Consider the following 13940-nt stretch of genomic DNA (forward strand, 5'->3'; position numbering starts at 1 on the left):
CGACATCGAGGGCCACAAAAAAACAAAACCCCGGAAGACCGCGATCTTCCGGGGTTCCGCCGCCATGTACCGATGTACTGGCGGAGACGGAGGGATTCGAACCCTCGATCCAGGTTTTGGCCCGGATGCTCCCTTAGCAGGGGAGTGCCTTCGACCTCTCGGCCACGTCTCCCAAACTTGCGTTGTGCGAGGGAGGCCGCACAACGAAGCGCGTATTCTAGCGAGGGTGCGGCAATTGGTCAACGACGAATCGATGACACCTCACTTGCTCTCTCTCGCCAGGGCCGGGGCGCGAACGCGCCGAAATCAGGCCTGTTCCAGTTCGAACGCCTTGTGCAGCGCGCGGACCGCCAGTTCCATGTACTTCTCGTCGATCAGCACCGAGATCTTGATTTCCGAGGTCGAAATCATCTGGATATTGATGCCCTCTTCCGACAGCGTGCGGAACATCTTGCTGGCGATGCCGACATGCGAGCGCATGCCCACGCCGACCACCGACACCTTCGACACCTTGGGATCGCCCGACACGCTGCCCGCGCCGATATGCGCCTTGACGCCGTCGTTGAGGATGCCCAGCGCGCGCTGATAGTCGGCGCGCGGCACGGTGAAGGTGAAGTCGGTCTTGCCCTCGACGGACTGGTTCTGGATGATCATGTCGACGTCGATATTGGCGTCGGCGATCGGACCGAGGATCTGGTAGGCGATGCCGGGCTTGTCGGGCACGCCGAGAACGGTGATCTTGGCTTCGTCACGGGCAAAGGCGATGCCGGAGATGACGGCTGCTTCCATGTCAGGGTCTTCCTCAAAAGTAATCAGCGTGCCCGAATGCATTTCCTGCTCGAGCGGCATCAGGGGATCGGTCAGCGACGACAGCACGCGCGTCTTGACGCGGTATTTGCCGGCGAATTCCACCGAGCGGATCTGCAGCACCTTGGAACCGAGGCTGGCCATTTCCAGCATTTCCTCGAAGGTGATGCGGTCCAGCCGGCGCGCGTCTTCGACCACGCGCGGGTCGGTGGTGTAGACCCCGTCCACGTCCGTATAGATCAGGCACTCGTCGGCCTCGATCGCGGCGGCGATGGCGACGGCCGAGGTATCGGAGCCGCCGCGGCCCAGCGTGGTGATATTGCCCAATGCGTCGATGCCCTGGAAACCGGTGACGATCACGACGCGGCCCGCGTCGAGATCGCCCAGGATGCGCTCATCGTCGATCGATTCGATGCGTGCCTTGGTGTATGCCGAGTCGGTCTTGACCGGGACTTGCCAGCCGGTATAGCTGATCGCGTCGATGCCCTCGCCGTGCAGTGCGATGGCCAGCAGCGCGACGCTGGCCTGTTCGCCGGTCGAGGCCAGCATGTCGAGTTCGCGCGGATCCGGCTGCGGCGAAATCTCCTTGGCGAGTCCCAGCAGGCGATTGGTCTCGCCCGACATGGCCGAAGGCACCACGACTACGCGGTGACCGGCGCGGTGCCACTTGGCCACGCGCTTGGCGACATTCTTGATGCGTTCCGTGGAACCCATCGAAGTGCCGCCGTATTTGTGAACGATGAGAGCCATCTTCTTGTCGACGCCAGCGATTGTGCAAAACCACTGAAAATACACCAAGCACCGGCGCCCGGCAAGGCGGAATAGCGGCCGTTTGGCCTTGTCAAGCCTTGCGGCAGCGACGTCCCGTGCGGTAGCCGGCGGGGCGGGCGCGGCCGCGACGCCCACGCCACGCGCCGATCGCTGCGGTCAGTCAAGGCAACGGTCCGGGTTGCGGAGCCCAGGCGTGCCATTCGACGCGCCAGCGTGGGGCCGGCGCGGCGTCGAGCCAGCGGCGATGCATGCCGAGCCCGGCGGCGAACACGATCTGCTCCCCTGCCCGCAGCAGCGGCAGATACGGACGGCGCCAGGCCGGCACGGCGGCCTCCTGATAGGCCTGCTTCAGCGCGCGGGCCGGGCCGCCCGGCCGCAGCACGATGCGCTCGCCGCCGCTGCGCGGCCCCAGCGTCAGCGGCTGCCGCAGCACGGCCTCGGGCACGCCGAAGGTGTCGTCGCGCGTAAAGCGCAGCTCGCCGCGCCAGGCGGGAACCGGCAGGCTGCCCTGCCCGGCCCACTGCAGCGCAACCGCCTCCGTGGGCGGCGCGCCTGGCGGCATGCAGGCCAGCACACGGGATCGAAAACGCCGCAGCACCAGGCCGTCATGGGGCAGCGCCGGCTCGCCGCCGCGATGCTCGATCAATTGCGCCCGCATCGCCGCCAGCCGGGCCACCGAGGGCGCCCGCACGCCGAGGTCGCGCAGCCACAACCGCAGCACGGCGTCGCCTTGCGCGGCCGGCAAGGCGCCCAGTCCGTCGAGATCGAGTTCGGCAAGCGTGGCGGCATCGCGCCCGGGATGCGCCAGCGCCGCCAGTTGCCGCGCGGCCAGCGCATCCAGCGCGTGGGCCGCTTCGGCCAGATGCGCCGCGGCCTGGGCAACGTTGGCGCGCAGCGCCGGGAAGGCGGCGAGCAAGCCGGGCAACTGCTGGCGCAGCGCGTTGCGGGCGAAGCGAGTGTCGTCGTTGGACGGATCGTCGATCCAGCGCAGGCCATGCGCCAAGCAATAAGCCTCGATCTCGCGCCGTTCGATCTCGAGCCAGGGCCGCAGCAGCGCGATGTCGCGATGCTCGGCGAGGCGCCGCAGCGCCGGCATGCCGGCCAGGCCATGCACGCCGCTGCCGCGGAACAGCCGCATCAGCACGGTCTCGACCTGGTCGTCCAGATGGTGGCCGAACAGCAGCCAGCTGACGTTGTGCTGCTCGCAGAGCTCGGTCAGCGCCTGGTACCGGGCGCGGCGGGCGGCGGCCTCGAGCCCCTCCCCGTGCGCGGGGACGACCGTGACCCGGGCGGCGCGGTATTCGACGCCCCAGTCCTGGCACAGCCCGGCGCAGAAGCGGTCCCATTCGTCGGCCTGGGCCTGCAGGCCGTGGTGGACATGCAGCGCCAGCAGCGGCACAGGTTCGGCCTCGCCAACACGGGTGGCGGCGAGCGCGGCGCGCGTGGCATGCAGCAGCGCCACCGAATCGCGGCCGCCCGACAGGGCCACCGCCACCGCCTTCGCACCATGCTGGCCGGATTGGCCGGCCCCGTAAACGACAAAGGCCGCACCGGCCTGCAGGGCCTGTGCGACCTTGTCGGTCAGCGTGGCGGTCGAGTCGCGCAAATCGGGCGCGGCGGGATCAGCCTCAGCCCTGGGCGCCGGTTTCCTTGAACTTGCCATAGGCCATCAGCCGCTCGTGGCGGCGCGCCTGCAGTTCCTTGACGCTGATGCCCTGGAACTGGCGCAGCGACTCGGCCAGCGAACGCTTGAGCATCGCGGCCATGGCCTTCGGATCGCGGTGCGCGCCGCCCAGCGGCTCGTTGACGATCTTGTCGATCAGGCCCAGTGCCTTCAGTCGATGCGCGGTCAGGCCCAGCGCCTCGGCGGCCTCGGGCGCCTTCTCGGCGGTCTTCCACAGGATCGAGGCGCAGCCTTCCGGCGAAATCACCGCATAGGTGGCGAATTGCAGCATCTGCACCACGTCGCCGACCGCGATCGCGAGCGCGCCGCCCGAACCGCCTTCACCGATGATGGTGGCGATCAGCGGCACCTTCAGGCCGGCCATCACGTACAGGTTGTGGCCGATCGCCTCCGACTGGCCGCGCTCCTCGGCGTCGATGCCCGGGAAGGCACCCGGCGTGTCGACGAAGGTGAAGATCGGCAGGCCGAACTTGTCGGCCAGTTCCATCAGCCGCTTGGCCTTGCGATAGCCCTCGGGCTTGGACATGCCGAAATTGCGCAGCGCGCGCTCCTTGGTGTCCCGGCCCTTCTGGTGGCCGATCACCATGCACGCCTGGCCGTTGAAGCGGGCCAGCCCGCCCACGATCGACAGATCGTCGGCGAAGGCGCGGTCGCCGTGCAGTTCGTGGAAGTCGGTGAAGATCTCCCGCACATAGTCCAGCGTGTAGGGGCGCTGGGGATGGCGGGCAATCTGGGCCACCTGCCATGGGGTCAGGTTGGCGTAGATGTCCTTGGTCAGCTGCTGGCTCTTGCCGGCCAGCCGCGAAATCTCTTCGGAAATGTCGACGGCCGAGTCGTCCTGCACGAAGCGCAGTTCTTCGATTTTTGCCTCGAGTTCGGCGATCGGCTGTTCGAAATCCAGGAAGGTGGTTTTCATTGAATCACACGTACCTGTCTGTGAAGGGGCGCATTCTACCGGAATTTGCCGGCGCGCCGGGCGCTGAAATCGCCTCGTATGCGCCGCTTGCGCCGCCTGAAGATGGTGAAAGGAGCACTTTCGCGCCCCGCTATCGGCTGCCGGTTATCGAAGCCAGACTAGTAAGTGACAGGCAGCGGATCAAGGCTGCGCCACATGTACCAGGTCGCCACGGTGCGCCATGGTTCCCAGTTCGCTGCCACTTCGCGGGCCTCGCTGCGCGTGACCGGTTCTCCGCTGAAATAGTTGGCGGAGATCGCGTTGATCAGCCCGATGTCGTCCAGCGGCAGCACGTTGGGCCGCATCAGGTTGAACATCAGGAACATCTCGGCGGTCCAGCGGCCGATGCCGCGGATCTGCGTCAGTTCGGCGATCACCGCCTCGTCGTCCATCTCGGCCCATTTGTCGACATGGACGCGTCCCGCCTTGAAGTGATCGGCCAGGTCGACGATGTATTCGGCCTTGCGGCGCGACAGCCCGCAGGCGGCCAGCTTGTCGACGCCGGCCCGCAGCAGCTGCGCCGGGGTCAGCTTCGGACAGGCGGCCGCCAGCCGGTCCCACACCGATTGCGCGGCCTTGACCGAGATCTGCTGCCCGACGATCGAACGCGCCAGCGTGATGAAGGGGTCGCCGCGCGAAATCAGATGGGCCGGCCCGTACGTCGGGATCATCTTGCGCAGGATGCGATCGCGCTTCATCAGGTCGGCGCAGGCCTCGTCCCAATAGGCGGGACGCACGGCGCCCTCGACGGTCTCGACCGGCAGCGGGATCGCCGCGGCCTCGGGCAGCGTCGTCTTGCCGGCGCGCGCCGTCTTCAGCGCCGGCTTGCCGTCGGCCTTGGTCACCACGCGGCCCTTGGGCGCGGCCACGTCGGCGACGGCGGGCGCCTTGGCGCCCTTGGCCGGCTTTGCGGCCTTGGCCGCGCTGGTCGCCTTGGCAGCCTTGATGGCCGGCTCTCCGGTGGCCCGCGCCGGCTTGGCGGCCTTGGCGGCCGTGCCGGGCGTCTTGCGCACGGCAGCGTTCAAGCACGCCTCCATTCGGTCACGCCGCCCGGCTTGTCCTCCAGCACGACGCCGGCCTCGAGCAGCTCGGCGCGGATGCGGTCGGCCTCGGCGAAATTGCGCTCGGCCTTGGCCTGCTTGCGCGCGGCGATGCGTTCCTCGATCTGTTCCGGCGCGATGCCGGCCGTGTCGGCGCCGCCCTGCAGGAAGGCATGCGCATCGCGGCCGAGCAGGCCGAGCGTGGCGGCCAGGCCCTTCAATTGCCGCGCCGCGGCGGGCGAGCCGCTGCGGTTGACTTCGCCGGCCAGGTCGAACAGCACCGAAACCGCAATCGGGGTATTGAAGTCGTCGCCCATTGCCTCGGCGAAGCGGCGCGCGTGCGGCTCGTCCCAGTCGAGCGGCTGCGTGTCGGGCTGCACGTCCTTCAGCGCGGTGTAGAGACGGGTCAGGCCGTGGCGCGCGTCGTCCAGATGCGCGTCGCTGTAGTTCAGCGGGCTGCGGTAGTGCGCACGCAGGATGAAGAAGCGCACGACCTCCGCGTCGTACTGTTTCAGCACCTCGCGGATCGTGAAGAAGTTGCCGAGCGACTTCGACATCTTCTCGTCGTTGATGCGCACGAAGCCGTTATGCATCCACACGTTGACGAAGGGCTTGCCGCTGGCGCCTTCGGACTGCGCGATCTCGTTCTCGTGGTGCGGGAACTGCAGATCGGCGCCGCCGCCATGGATGTCGAAATGCTCGCCGAGCAGCGCGCAGCTCATCGCCGAGCATTCGATATGCCAGCCGGGACGGCCGACGCCCCACTTCGACGGCCACTTGCTTTCGGCCGGCTCGCTGTCCTTCGCGGACTTCCACAGCACGAAGTCGAGCGGATCGTGCTTGGCGTCGTTGGCCGCCACGCGCTCGCCGGCGCGCAGGTCCTCCAGCGACTTGCCCGACAGCTTGCCGTAGCCGTTGAACTTGCGCACCGCGTAGTTGACGTCGCCGTCGCTGGCCTGATACGCCAGACCCTTGGCCTCCAGCTTGCCGATGATGTCGAGCATCTGCGGCACGTATTGCGTCGCGCGCGGCTCGTGGTCCGGGCGCTGGATGCCCAGCGCGGCGGCATCCTCGTGCATATAGCCGATGAACCGCTCGGTCAGCTCGCCGATGGTCTCGCCGTTCTCGGCGGCGCGGCGGATGATCTTGTCATCGATATCGGTGATGTTCTGCACATAGGTCACCTCGTAACCCGCGGCGCGCAGCCAGCGCTGCACCATGTCGAACACCACCATCACGCGCGCGTGCCCGACGTGGCAGTAGTCGTACACCGTCATGCCGCAGACATACATGCGGACCTTGCCGGGTTCGATGGGCACGAAGGGCTGTTTCTCGCGCGCGAGCGTGTTGTAGATGTTCAGTGGATGCATGAAACGAGGTGTTCGAAGAGAATGCGTGGCGCCTGCCGCGCGAGCCGGTGCGACTGGCCGATCGCGCATCGGTCGACTTGCCGGACAAAGCGACCCGGCGATTCGTCACGGCCGCGGCGTCGACTTCGGGTCGCCGGGCGAGGCCATATCTTACCGGAAGCCTTCGCGCGTCGGCGTCGATGCCGCGCTTTGCTAGAATGCCGCGAAGTATAAAGGACCGCACCTACATGAGCTTGCCTTCGTCCAACGTCGCGACCGACGCGATGCACCACGTCACGCCCGGCATCATCACTGCGCGCCGCCGCGCCGCCACCACCGTACGCCGCGCATGCGCCGTCGCCGTGGCGAGCGCCGCCGCGCTGCTGTGCGCCCTGCCCGCTGCGCCGGCGCTGGCGCAGTCCGTCGGGTTTCCCGGCGGCGGCGCTCCTGGCGCGAAAGGCTTCCAGCCCTCCGGAGACCCGGGCATGGCGGCCGCCGAAAAGGCCGCGCAGCAGCGCCGCTATGCCGAGGCGATCGAGCGCTTCGACAAGGTGATCGCCGCCAACCCGCGCAATGTGCAGGCACGATTCGAGCGCGCCTGGGCGCTGTCGCAGGCCGGCCGCGAGGACGAGGCAGTGCAGGCCTTCCACGAGATCGCACAGGAATATCCCGAACTGCCCGAGCCGCACAACAATCTGGCGCTGATCTATGCGCGCCGGGGCGACCTGAAGCGCGCCGAGGCCGAACTGCTGGCCGCGCTCGAAGCCAAGCCCGGCTTTGCGATCGGCTATACCAATCTGGGCGACGTCTACCGCAAGCTCGCCGAGCGCTCCTACGCCGAGGCGCTCAAGCGCAACCCGGGCGACGCACGTGCGCGCACCGGTCTGGCCGCGGTGGGCACCAGGGCGCCGGCCAACAAGTCGGCCAACACGCCCGCCCCCGCCCAGCCGCGCACGTCCGAGCCGGCGGCCGAGCCCCAGGCACCGATCGCCCCGCCGCCGCTGCCGAGGCCGCCGGGCCCGGATCGCGAAGACCTGGACTGACCGGTCCACGGCATTGCCCCGCTCGCGTGCCGGCCCATGCAACGCGGAGCGAGCGGGCGCCATCGTCATCGATGCGGGGTGATCGCCGGAATGGCGCATCCATCGAACGCAGGTATCCGCCGATCGCCCTGATCCAAACCTTTGGAGATTCCCATGTCCTTGACCCGACGCGGCGCCCTCGGCGCCATGCTGGCCGCGCTGATGGCCGGCACCCTGAGCTTCGGCGCCGCACAGGCACAGGCGCCGGCTTCCGCCTCCGCTCCGGCGGCCTCGGCCGCCGAGCGCGTGCGCTTTGTCACCAGCGCCGGCAACTTCACCATCGAGGTCTATCCCGAAGCTGCGCCCAAGACGGTCGCCAACTTCCTGGAATACGTGAACAGCGGCTTCTACAGCGGCACGATCTTCCACCGCGTGATCAACGGCTTCATGGTGCAGGGCGGCGGCTTCGATCGCGACATGAAGCAGAAGCCGACGCGCGCGCCGATCCCGCTCGAGTCGCAGAATGGCCTGAAGAACAAGGCCGGCACCGTGGCGATGGCCCGCACCGGCGATCCGAACTCGGCCACGGCGCAGTTCTTCATCAATGTGGTAGATAATCCGAGTCTCGACTATCCGCAGCCGGACGGCAACGGCTATGCCGTGTTCGGCAAGGTGGTCGAAGGCATGGACACCGTCGATCGCATCAAGAAGTCGCCGACCACTGCCTACGGCCCCATGCGTAATGTGCCAGCCACGCCGATCGTCATCGAATCGGCCACCATCGTCAAGTAACAGAGGAAAGCCATGTCCAAGGTCCAGCTGCAAACGAATCACGGCGCCATCGTCATCGAACTCGACGCCGACAAGGCGCCCAAGACGGTGGAGAACTTCCTGTCCTATGTCCGCAAGGGCCACTACGACAACACGATCTTCCACCGCGTCATCAAGAACTTCATGATCCAGGGCGGCGGCTTCGAGCCCGGCATGAAGCAGAAGCCCACCGACGACCCGATCGACAACGAGGCCGGCAACGGTCTGAAGAACGATCGCTACACCGTCGCGATGGCGCGCACCAACGCCCCGCACTCGGCCACCGCGCAGTTCTTCATCAACGTGGTCGACAACGACTTCCTGAACTTCACGTCGCCGACGCCGCAGGGCTTCGGCTATGCGGTATTCGGCAAGGTCGTCGAAGGCACCGACGTGGTCGACAAGATCAAGGGCGTGCGTACCGGCAGCGCCGGCTTCCATCAGGACGTGCCGCTCGAGGACGTCGTGATCGAGAAGGCGGTGGTGCTCGAGTAATCGCGCACTGCGTCCTTGCGGCACATCGTCCCGCACGGCGCGTGGCTGCCTCTTTGCGGTACAGCCCGCGCCATTGACGGCGGCATGCCCTCGCCCATGGAAATCGCTCCGAATCGATGAGCCCTGCCGCCAGCACGCCGGCTGCCTCCGTCCTCGCGGTGGAGGCGCCGGCGTGGTTCATTTCCGACCTGCATCTGACGCCTGGGATGCCGCGCACGCTGGCGGCATTCGAGCGCGTGCTCGAACGCGCCGGCGAACAGGCGCGCACTCTGTTCATCCTCGGCGACTTCTTCGAATTCTGGATCGGCGACGAGGAGAGCGAGGCACCGTTTCCGCGCGCCGTCGCCGCGGCGCTGGCGCGCCTGTCAGCGCGCGGCGTGCCCGTCTATCTGATGCACGGCAATCGTGACTTCCTGCTGGGCCCGCGCTTTGCCCGCGAGGCCGGCGCCACGCTGCTGCCCGACCCGACCGTGATCGACTGCGCCGGCCACCGCGTGGTGCTGACCCACGGCGACATGCTGTGCACCGACGACACGCGCTATATGCGCTTCCGGCACTGGACCCGCAAAGCCTGGATCCAGCGGCTGTTCCTGGCGCTGCCGCTGTCGTGGCGGCTGGGCATCGCGCGCAAGCTGCGCAGCGACAGCGAGGCAGGCCGCCAGCGGCCCGGGCCGCCGCGCGACTACGGCGATGTCGCGCCGGCCGCGGTAGCGGCGCTGCTGCGCGACAGCGGCACGGCCGCGATGGTCCATGGCCATACGCACCGCCCTGCCCGGCATGACGAGCCGCATGGCCTGCGCTGGGTGCTGACCGATTGGGATCTCGATGGCGCGCATCCGCGCGCGGCGGCATTGCAGCTCGATGCCGAAGGCTTTCGCGAGCTGCCGCAGCTCGACTGAGCAATCGGGGCAAGGCCGAGGCCCTGCCCCGTTCGCTTCATGCGTTCGCGCTACTTCATCAGCTTGCGCAACTCGCTGGCATCGAAGCGATCGTTCGGCGTGTTTTCCAGATGCTCGCCGAGCCGATCCAAGGCCGCCTGCACGGCCTCGAGCTTTTCCTGTTGGCTGGCCGCATGGTCGATCAGGCTTTTGAGCGCCAGCGACACCGGATCGTCGGCGTTCGGCGTGATGCCGTAAGCCGAGAACTCCTGCCGTGCGCCCTGCTGCGAAGGCGGTGCGTCGGGCAGGATGATGCGGGCCGGCACGCCGACCGCGGTCGCGCCCGGCGGCACCGGCTTCAGTACCACGGCATTGGAGCCGACGCGCGCGCCATCGCCGATGGTGAAGCCGCCCAGCACCTTGGCGCCGGCGCTGACGACCACGCCGGTGCCCAGCGTCGGATGCCGCTTCTGGCCCTTGTACAGCGAGGTACCGCCCAGCGTCACGCCCTGATAGATCGTGCAGTCGTCGCCGATCTCGGCGGTCTCGCCGATCACCACGCCCATGCCGTGATCGATGAACACGCGCCGGCCCATCTTCACCGCCGGATGGATCTCGATGCCGGTCAGGAAACGCGACCAGTGCGAGATCCAGCGGCCCAGCCAGTGCATCCCTGCATTCCAGCAGGCGTGCGCGAAGCGGTGGAACACCACGGCATGCAGGCCCGGGTAGCATGTCAGCACCTCCAGCCGGCTGCGCGCGGCGGGGTCGCGCTGCATGATGGTGTCGATATCTTCCTTGAGGCGAGAGAACATCTTGGTCGTGTGCGATTGCCCCGCCGTGCCGCGCGCCATCGGAACGCGCATGCCGCCGGGGTCGTGTCCGGGCGATGCCCTGTGGAAACGGAAGCAGGGAGTGTAAGAGATTTGGCACCCTGATGCCGTCATGGGCATCGGGCGTCGCACCTGCCCCGCCGCTATGTCGACACGCGCGGGACAAGCCCGGGCGTGGGCGGCGCGGGCGTCAACATCGCTCGCGATGAAAGGCGTAGGCAGCGGTGCGGATCGCATGCTCGCCGGCGCGCTCGCGTCGCGCCGGCGACAGGCCGGCCGCCCCCTCGGGACGTGGGCGAGGAGCGTCGGTGTTCCGGGAAAAGGCGGCGATTCGCGCCAATGTCATGTCTCCGTGGTGTGGCCACTGCGGTCGTCGCTGCGGTCGTCGCTGCGGTTGTCGCTGCGGTGGTCGCTGCGGTCGCCGCTGCGCGATCCGCGCCCGGCCAGCGTCATCTGCTTGGCGATGCCGCGCAGCAGATTGACCTCCTCCTGCTCCAGCCCGCTGCGCGCGAACAGCCGGCGCAGCCGCGGCATCAGCTTTTTCGGATGCGCCGGATCGAGAAAGCCGATCGCCTCCAGGCCCTGCTGCAGATGCGCGAACATCGCCTCGATCTGCTCGGCCGTCGCGGCCTGCCCAGCATAGCCGATATCGCTGGGCGGCGCCGCGCGCTCCTGCAGCAGCGCCAGCCGCATCTCGTAGGCGACGAGCTGCACCGCCTGGGCCAGGTTCAGCGAGGCGTAGGCCGGATTGGCGGGGATATGGGTCACCACCGAGCAGCGGTCGACGGCCTCGTTGGGCAGGCCGAAGCGCTCGTTGCCGAAGACAAACGCGATATCGGTCGGCCCGGCGGTTTCCGCTTCGGTGCCGGACGCGCCGGCCAGCAAGTGCTCGCTGGCCTTTGCCGTCGCCTCGCGCGGCAGCAGCCGCGGTGGCCCGAATTCGCGCTGGCGCGCGGTCATCGCGACGGTATAGGACGCGCCGGCCAGCGCCGTCTCCAGATCGTCGACGACGCGCGCGGCACGCAGCACGTCGTCGGCGCCGCTGGCCAGCGCGACGGCTTCCGGATGCTCGCGCACCGCCGGCTCGCGCGGCGACACCAGCACCAGCGTGCCGGCCCGGCCGCCGAAGCCCATGGTCTTGATGGCGCGCGCGACCGAGCCGACGTTGCCGGGATGGCTGGTTTCGACCAGCACGAAGCGCACGCGTGCGAACGCGGCGTCCAGGGCGGCCTGTTGCGCGCCCGGGGCTGCGTTTGCCTGCTCGCTCGTGTCCATTGCCGGGTTCCTATACAATGCAGGGTTCCAATTTATTTGGCGCGCCGCCGCCCCGCTGGTCCAGGCATCGATGCCGGCCAGCACAGACAAGGTCAGCGCGCCCGTTCTTCTACAATCCGTTGTGTTGTCCGCCGGGAGCCGCGCGCGCCATGCCGTCCGCAGCGCTGCCCGCTTTCCGGCGTCCTGGAGAGATTCATGCATCCGATGCTCAATATCGCCATCAAGGCGGCCCGCAAGGCCGGTTCCATCATCAATCGCGCGTCGATGGACGTGGATCTCCTGCGTGTTTCGCGCAAGCAGCACAACGATTTCGTCACCGAGGTCGACCGCGCCGCCGAGGCCGCGATCATCGAGATCATCCGCACCGCGTACCCGGAACACGGCATTCTAGCGGAAGAGTCCGGCCAGTCCTGGCGCGAGGGCGAGGAAGGCCACGAGTACACCTGGGTCATCGACCCGCTCGACGGCACCACCAATTTCATCCACGGCTTCCCGCAGTACTGCGTGTCGATCGCCCAGCTGCACAAGGGCTCGCCGGTGCAGGCGGTGGTCTACGATCCGACCCGGGACGAACTGTTCACCGCGACCAAGGGCGCCGGCGCCTTCCTCAACAACCGCCGCATCCGCGTCAGCCGCCGCGACAAGCTGGCCGACTGCCTGATCGGTACCGGCTTCCCCTTCCGTGACCTGGACGGCCTCGAGGCCTATGTCGAAGTGTTCGCGCTGATGACGCAGAACTGCGCCGGCCTGCGCCGGCCCGGCGCCGCCGCACTGGACCTGGCCTACGTCGCCTGCGGCCGGCTGGACGGCTTCTTCGAGACCGGCCTGAAGCCCTGGGACATGGCGGCCGGCATGCTGCTGATCACCGAAGCCGGCGGCCTGGTCGGCAACTACGCCGGCGAAGCGCGCCAGCTCGAACAGGGCGAGGTGCTGGCCGGCAACCCGAAGGCATTCGCGCAGATGGTGCGCCTGCTGGCGCCGTACTCGCTGGATAACGGCGGGCCGGCGGCCTGAGGGGCGTGAAAGCAGCCGGCGCGGCGCCCGCGGTGGCCCGGCGGTGACCGATACGTGGTCGCACTGAAGTCGTTGGGCAATATACGCAAAATTGTTTATATTCACCAAAGGCGCATGACTGAATCGGGCTGACACTTCGCCTCCGTTCACGGGCGGAGGCGAAGTGAAGCAGAGCGAGTTCAGACGCTGGCTAGGCCGGCAAGGCGCGACCTTCGCCGACGGCGGAAAGCACCTGAAGGTCTATCTCAACGGCCGACAGAGCACGATGCCGCGGCATCCCGGAAAGGAAATCGCCGAACGCACGCGCAAGGCCATCCTGAAGCAACTTGGATTGGCGTGAAGCCGGGCCCGAATCGGTCAACCGCACAGGAGTACTCGACATGCTGCGCTACCCCGTCATCCTCACCGCCGACGACGATGGTGTGGCGGTCTCCTTCCCGGACATCCCCGAGGCCTTGACTTGCGGCGACTCGCACGAGGACGCCTTGGAGATGGCCGCCGATGCGCTTGTGACGGCGATGGAGTTCTACTTCGAGGATCGGCGGCCTGTGCCGATGCCCTCGGCTCCCAAGGTGGGGCAGGAACTGGTCGACTTGCCCGCGAGCCTGTCCGCGAAGGTCTTGCTGCTGAACGAAATGCTTTCGCAGAAGGTCAGCCAGTCGGAACTGGCACGGCGCCTGGATACCCGACCGCAGGAAGTCCAGCGCATCGTCAATCTCGATCACACGACCAAGATCGACACGATCGAGGCTGCCTTTCGAGCGCTCGGCAGGCGGATGGAACTGCGAATTACCTGAAGGACCGAACACCCTCGGTCGCATCCCGTCCCGGCCACCATCCCACCGAGTCACAGTTTTTCACCCAACTCCTCTCCGTTCCCGGCCGCAACGCGCAGTAAAATGCGCGTTTGCGTGCGACGCCCACGGCCTCGCGCACGCTCCGAACCCGGCCGCTGCCCGTCTGCAGCGGCCCGCCGAGAGGATTGCATGTCCGAAGACCTGCCAACT

14 protein-coding genes and 1 tRNA gene are annotated in these 13940 nt (G+C 67.8%); 7 read left to right on the forward strand and 8 right to left on the reverse strand.

Annotation, left to right across the window (positions count from 1 at the left end):
- Positions 1 to 78 precede the first annotated feature (78 nt).
- From F7Q96_RS22250 to cysS, 6 genes are all read right to left on the reverse strand, one after another.
- Positions 79 to 172 (reverse strand) — tRNA-Ser (locus tag F7Q96_RS22250).
- Positions 173 to 306: 134 nt separating this feature from the next.
- Positions 307 to 1557 carry an aspartate kinase gene (locus F7Q96_RS22255; RefSeq protein WP_053821546.1) on the reverse strand — a complete coding sequence of 417 codons (1251 nt, stop codon included), beginning with the start codon at positions 1555 to 1557 and terminating at the stop codon, positions 307 to 309.
- A 181-nt stretch (positions 1558 to 1738) separates the two neighbouring features.
- The gene (gene tilS / locus F7Q96_RS22260; RefSeq protein WP_170265931.1) at positions 1739 to 3241 is read right to left on the reverse strand and encodes a tRNA lysidine(34) synthetase TilS; all 1503 of its coding nucleotides are present in this window, start codon (positions 3239 to 3241) and stop codon (positions 1739 to 1741) included.
- Positions 3207 to 4178 (reverse strand): acetyl-CoA carboxylase carboxyltransferase subunit alpha, encoded by a 972-nt coding sequence (locus F7Q96_RS22265; protein WP_023264370.1) that lies wholly within the window; start codon positions 4176 to 4178, stop codon positions 3207 to 3209. The genes tilS and F7Q96_RS22265 overlap by 35 nt, the downstream gene beginning before the upstream one ends.
- 158 nt (positions 4179 to 4336) lie before the next feature.
- Positions 4337 to 5254 (reverse strand): DNA-3-methyladenine glycosylase family protein, encoded by a 918-nt coding sequence (locus F7Q96_RS22270; RefSeq protein ID WP_151023302.1) that lies wholly within the window; start codon positions 5252 to 5254, stop codon positions 4337 to 4339.
- Positions 5239 to 6627 carry a cysteine--tRNA ligase gene (cysS, locus tag F7Q96_RS22275; protein WP_053821543.1) on the reverse strand — a complete coding sequence of 463 codons (1389 nt, stop codon included), beginning with the start codon at positions 6625 to 6627 and terminating at the stop codon, positions 5239 to 5241. The genes F7Q96_RS22270 and cysS overlap by 16 nt, the downstream gene beginning before the upstream one ends.
- Before the next feature lie 227 nt (positions 6628 to 6854).
- Here cysS and F7Q96_RS22280 point away from each other — a divergent pair, with 227 nt between their 5' ends.
- The 4 genes from F7Q96_RS22280 to F7Q96_RS22295 all read left to right on the forward strand — a co-directional run bounded on the left by F7Q96_RS22280 (position 6855) and on the right by F7Q96_RS22295 (position 9832).
- On the forward strand, positions 6855 to 7649 hold the full coding sequence (locus F7Q96_RS22280; protein WP_082371425.1) for a tetratricopeptide repeat protein: 795 nt from the start codon (positions 6855 to 6857) through the stop codon (positions 7647 to 7649).
- A 153-nt stretch (positions 7650 to 7802) separates the two neighbouring features.
- Entirely contained in the window at positions 7803 to 8420 is a 618-nt protein-coding gene (locus tag F7Q96_RS22285; RefSeq protein WP_053821542.1) for a peptidylprolyl isomerase, read from the forward strand.
- Between the two features lie 12 nt (positions 8421 to 8432).
- Positions 8433 to 8933: a peptidylprolyl isomerase gene (locus F7Q96_RS22290; RefSeq protein WP_023264649.1), complete on the forward strand. Its 501-nt coding sequence runs from the start codon at positions 8433 to 8435 to the stop codon at positions 8931 to 8933.
- Positions 8934 to 9049: 116 nt separating this feature from the next.
- On the forward strand, positions 9050 to 9832 hold the full coding sequence (locus F7Q96_RS22295; RefSeq protein ID WP_053821541.1) for a UDP-2,3-diacylglucosamine diphosphatase: 783 nt from the start codon (positions 9050 to 9052) through the stop codon (positions 9830 to 9832).
- A 50-nt stretch (positions 9833 to 9882) separates the two neighbouring features.
- Here the strand turns inward: F7Q96_RS22295 and cysE are convergent, their stop codons facing one another.
- Positions 9883 to 10626, reverse strand: coding sequence for a serine O-acetyltransferase (cysE, locus tag F7Q96_RS22300; protein WP_006577564.1), 744 nt, complete (start codon positions 10624 to 10626; stop codon positions 9883 to 9885).
- A 360-nt stretch (positions 10627 to 10986) separates the two neighbouring features.
- On the reverse strand, positions 10987 to 11919 hold the full coding sequence (locus F7Q96_RS22305; protein WP_053821540.1) for an RNA methyltransferase: 933 nt from the start codon (positions 11917 to 11919) through the stop codon (positions 10987 to 10989).
- Between the two features lie 195 nt (positions 11920 to 12114).
- Here F7Q96_RS22305 and F7Q96_RS22310 point away from each other — a divergent pair, with 195 nt between their 5' ends.
- The 3 genes from F7Q96_RS22310 to F7Q96_RS22320 all read left to right on the forward strand — a co-directional run bounded on the left by F7Q96_RS22310 (position 12115) and on the right by F7Q96_RS22320 (position 13730).
- A complete protein-coding gene (locus F7Q96_RS22310; protein ID WP_053821539.1) occupies positions 12115 to 12933 on the forward strand; it encodes an inositol monophosphatase family protein in 819 nt (272 codons plus the stop codon).
- A gap of 163 nt (positions 12934 to 13096) precedes the next feature.
- Positions 13097 to 13273 carry a type II toxin-antitoxin system HicA family toxin gene (locus F7Q96_RS22315; protein ID WP_053821538.1) on the forward strand — a complete coding sequence of 59 codons (177 nt, stop codon included), beginning with the start codon at positions 13097 to 13099 and terminating at the stop codon, positions 13271 to 13273.
- A 40-nt stretch (positions 13274 to 13313) separates the two neighbouring features.
- Positions 13314 to 13730, forward strand: coding sequence for a type II toxin-antitoxin system HicB family antitoxin (locus F7Q96_RS22320; protein WP_053821537.1), 417 nt, complete (start codon positions 13314 to 13316; stop codon positions 13728 to 13730).
- Positions 13731 to 13940 lie beyond the last annotated feature (210 nt).

This window comes from Cupriavidus gilardii (assembly GCF_008801915.1).
In the GTDB taxonomy this organism is placed as follows: domain Bacteria; phylum Pseudomonadota; class Gammaproteobacteria; order Burkholderiales; family Burkholderiaceae; genus Cupriavidus; species Cupriavidus gilardii.

What these genes read in the sequence shown, in the direction of transcription:
- F7Q96_RS22305 (WP_053821540.1), bottom strand. Translation starts at nt 11,919, where the DNA reads ATGGACACGAGCGAGCAGGCAAACGCAGCCCCGGGCGCGCAACAGGCC.
- F7Q96_RS22290 (WP_023264649.1), top strand. Translation starts at nt 8,433, where the DNA reads ATGTCCAAGGTCCAGCTGCAAACGAATCACGGCGCCATCGTCATCGAA.
- F7Q96_RS22270 (WP_151023302.1), bottom strand. Translation starts at nt 5,254, where the DNA reads ATGGAGGCGTGCTTGAACGCTGCCGTGCGCAAGACGCCCGGCACGGCC.
- tilS (WP_170265931.1), bottom strand. Translation starts at nt 3,241, where the DNA reads ATGGCAAGTTCAAGGAAACCGGCGCCCAGGGCTGAGGCTGATCCCGCC.
- F7Q96_RS22255 (WP_053821546.1), bottom strand. Translation starts at nt 1,557, where the DNA reads ATGGCTCTCATCGTTCACAAATACGGCGGCACTTCGATGGGTTCCACG.
- F7Q96_RS22310 (WP_053821539.1), top strand. Translation starts at nt 12,115, where the DNA reads ATGCATCCGATGCTCAATATCGCCATCAAGGCGGCCCGCAAGGCCGGT.
- cysS (WP_053821543.1), bottom strand. Translation starts at nt 6,627, where the DNA reads ATGCATCCACTGAACATCTACAACACGCTCGCGCGCGAGAAACAGCCC.
- F7Q96_RS22320 (WP_053821537.1), top strand. Translation starts at nt 13,314, where the DNA reads ATGCTGCGCTACCCCGTCATCCTCACCGCCGACGACGATGGTGTGGCG.
- F7Q96_RS22280 (WP_082371425.1), top strand. Translation starts at nt 6,855, where the DNA reads ATGAGCTTGCCTTCGTCCAACGTCGCGACCGACGCGATGCACCACGTC.
- F7Q96_RS22265 (WP_023264370.1), bottom strand. Translation starts at nt 4,178, where the DNA reads ATGAAAACCACCTTCCTGGATTTCGAACAGCCGATCGCCGAACTCGAG.
- F7Q96_RS22295 (WP_053821541.1), top strand. Translation starts at nt 9,050, where the DNA reads ATGAGCCCTGCCGCCAGCACGCCGGCTGCCTCCGTCCTCGCGGTGGAG.
- cysE (WP_006577564.1), bottom strand. Translation starts at nt 10,626, where the DNA reads ATGTTCTCTCGCCTCAAGGAAGATATCGACACCATCATGCAGCGCGAC.
- F7Q96_RS22285 (WP_053821542.1), top strand. Translation starts at nt 7,803, where the DNA reads ATGTCCTTGACCCGACGCGGCGCCCTCGGCGCCATGCTGGCCGCGCTG.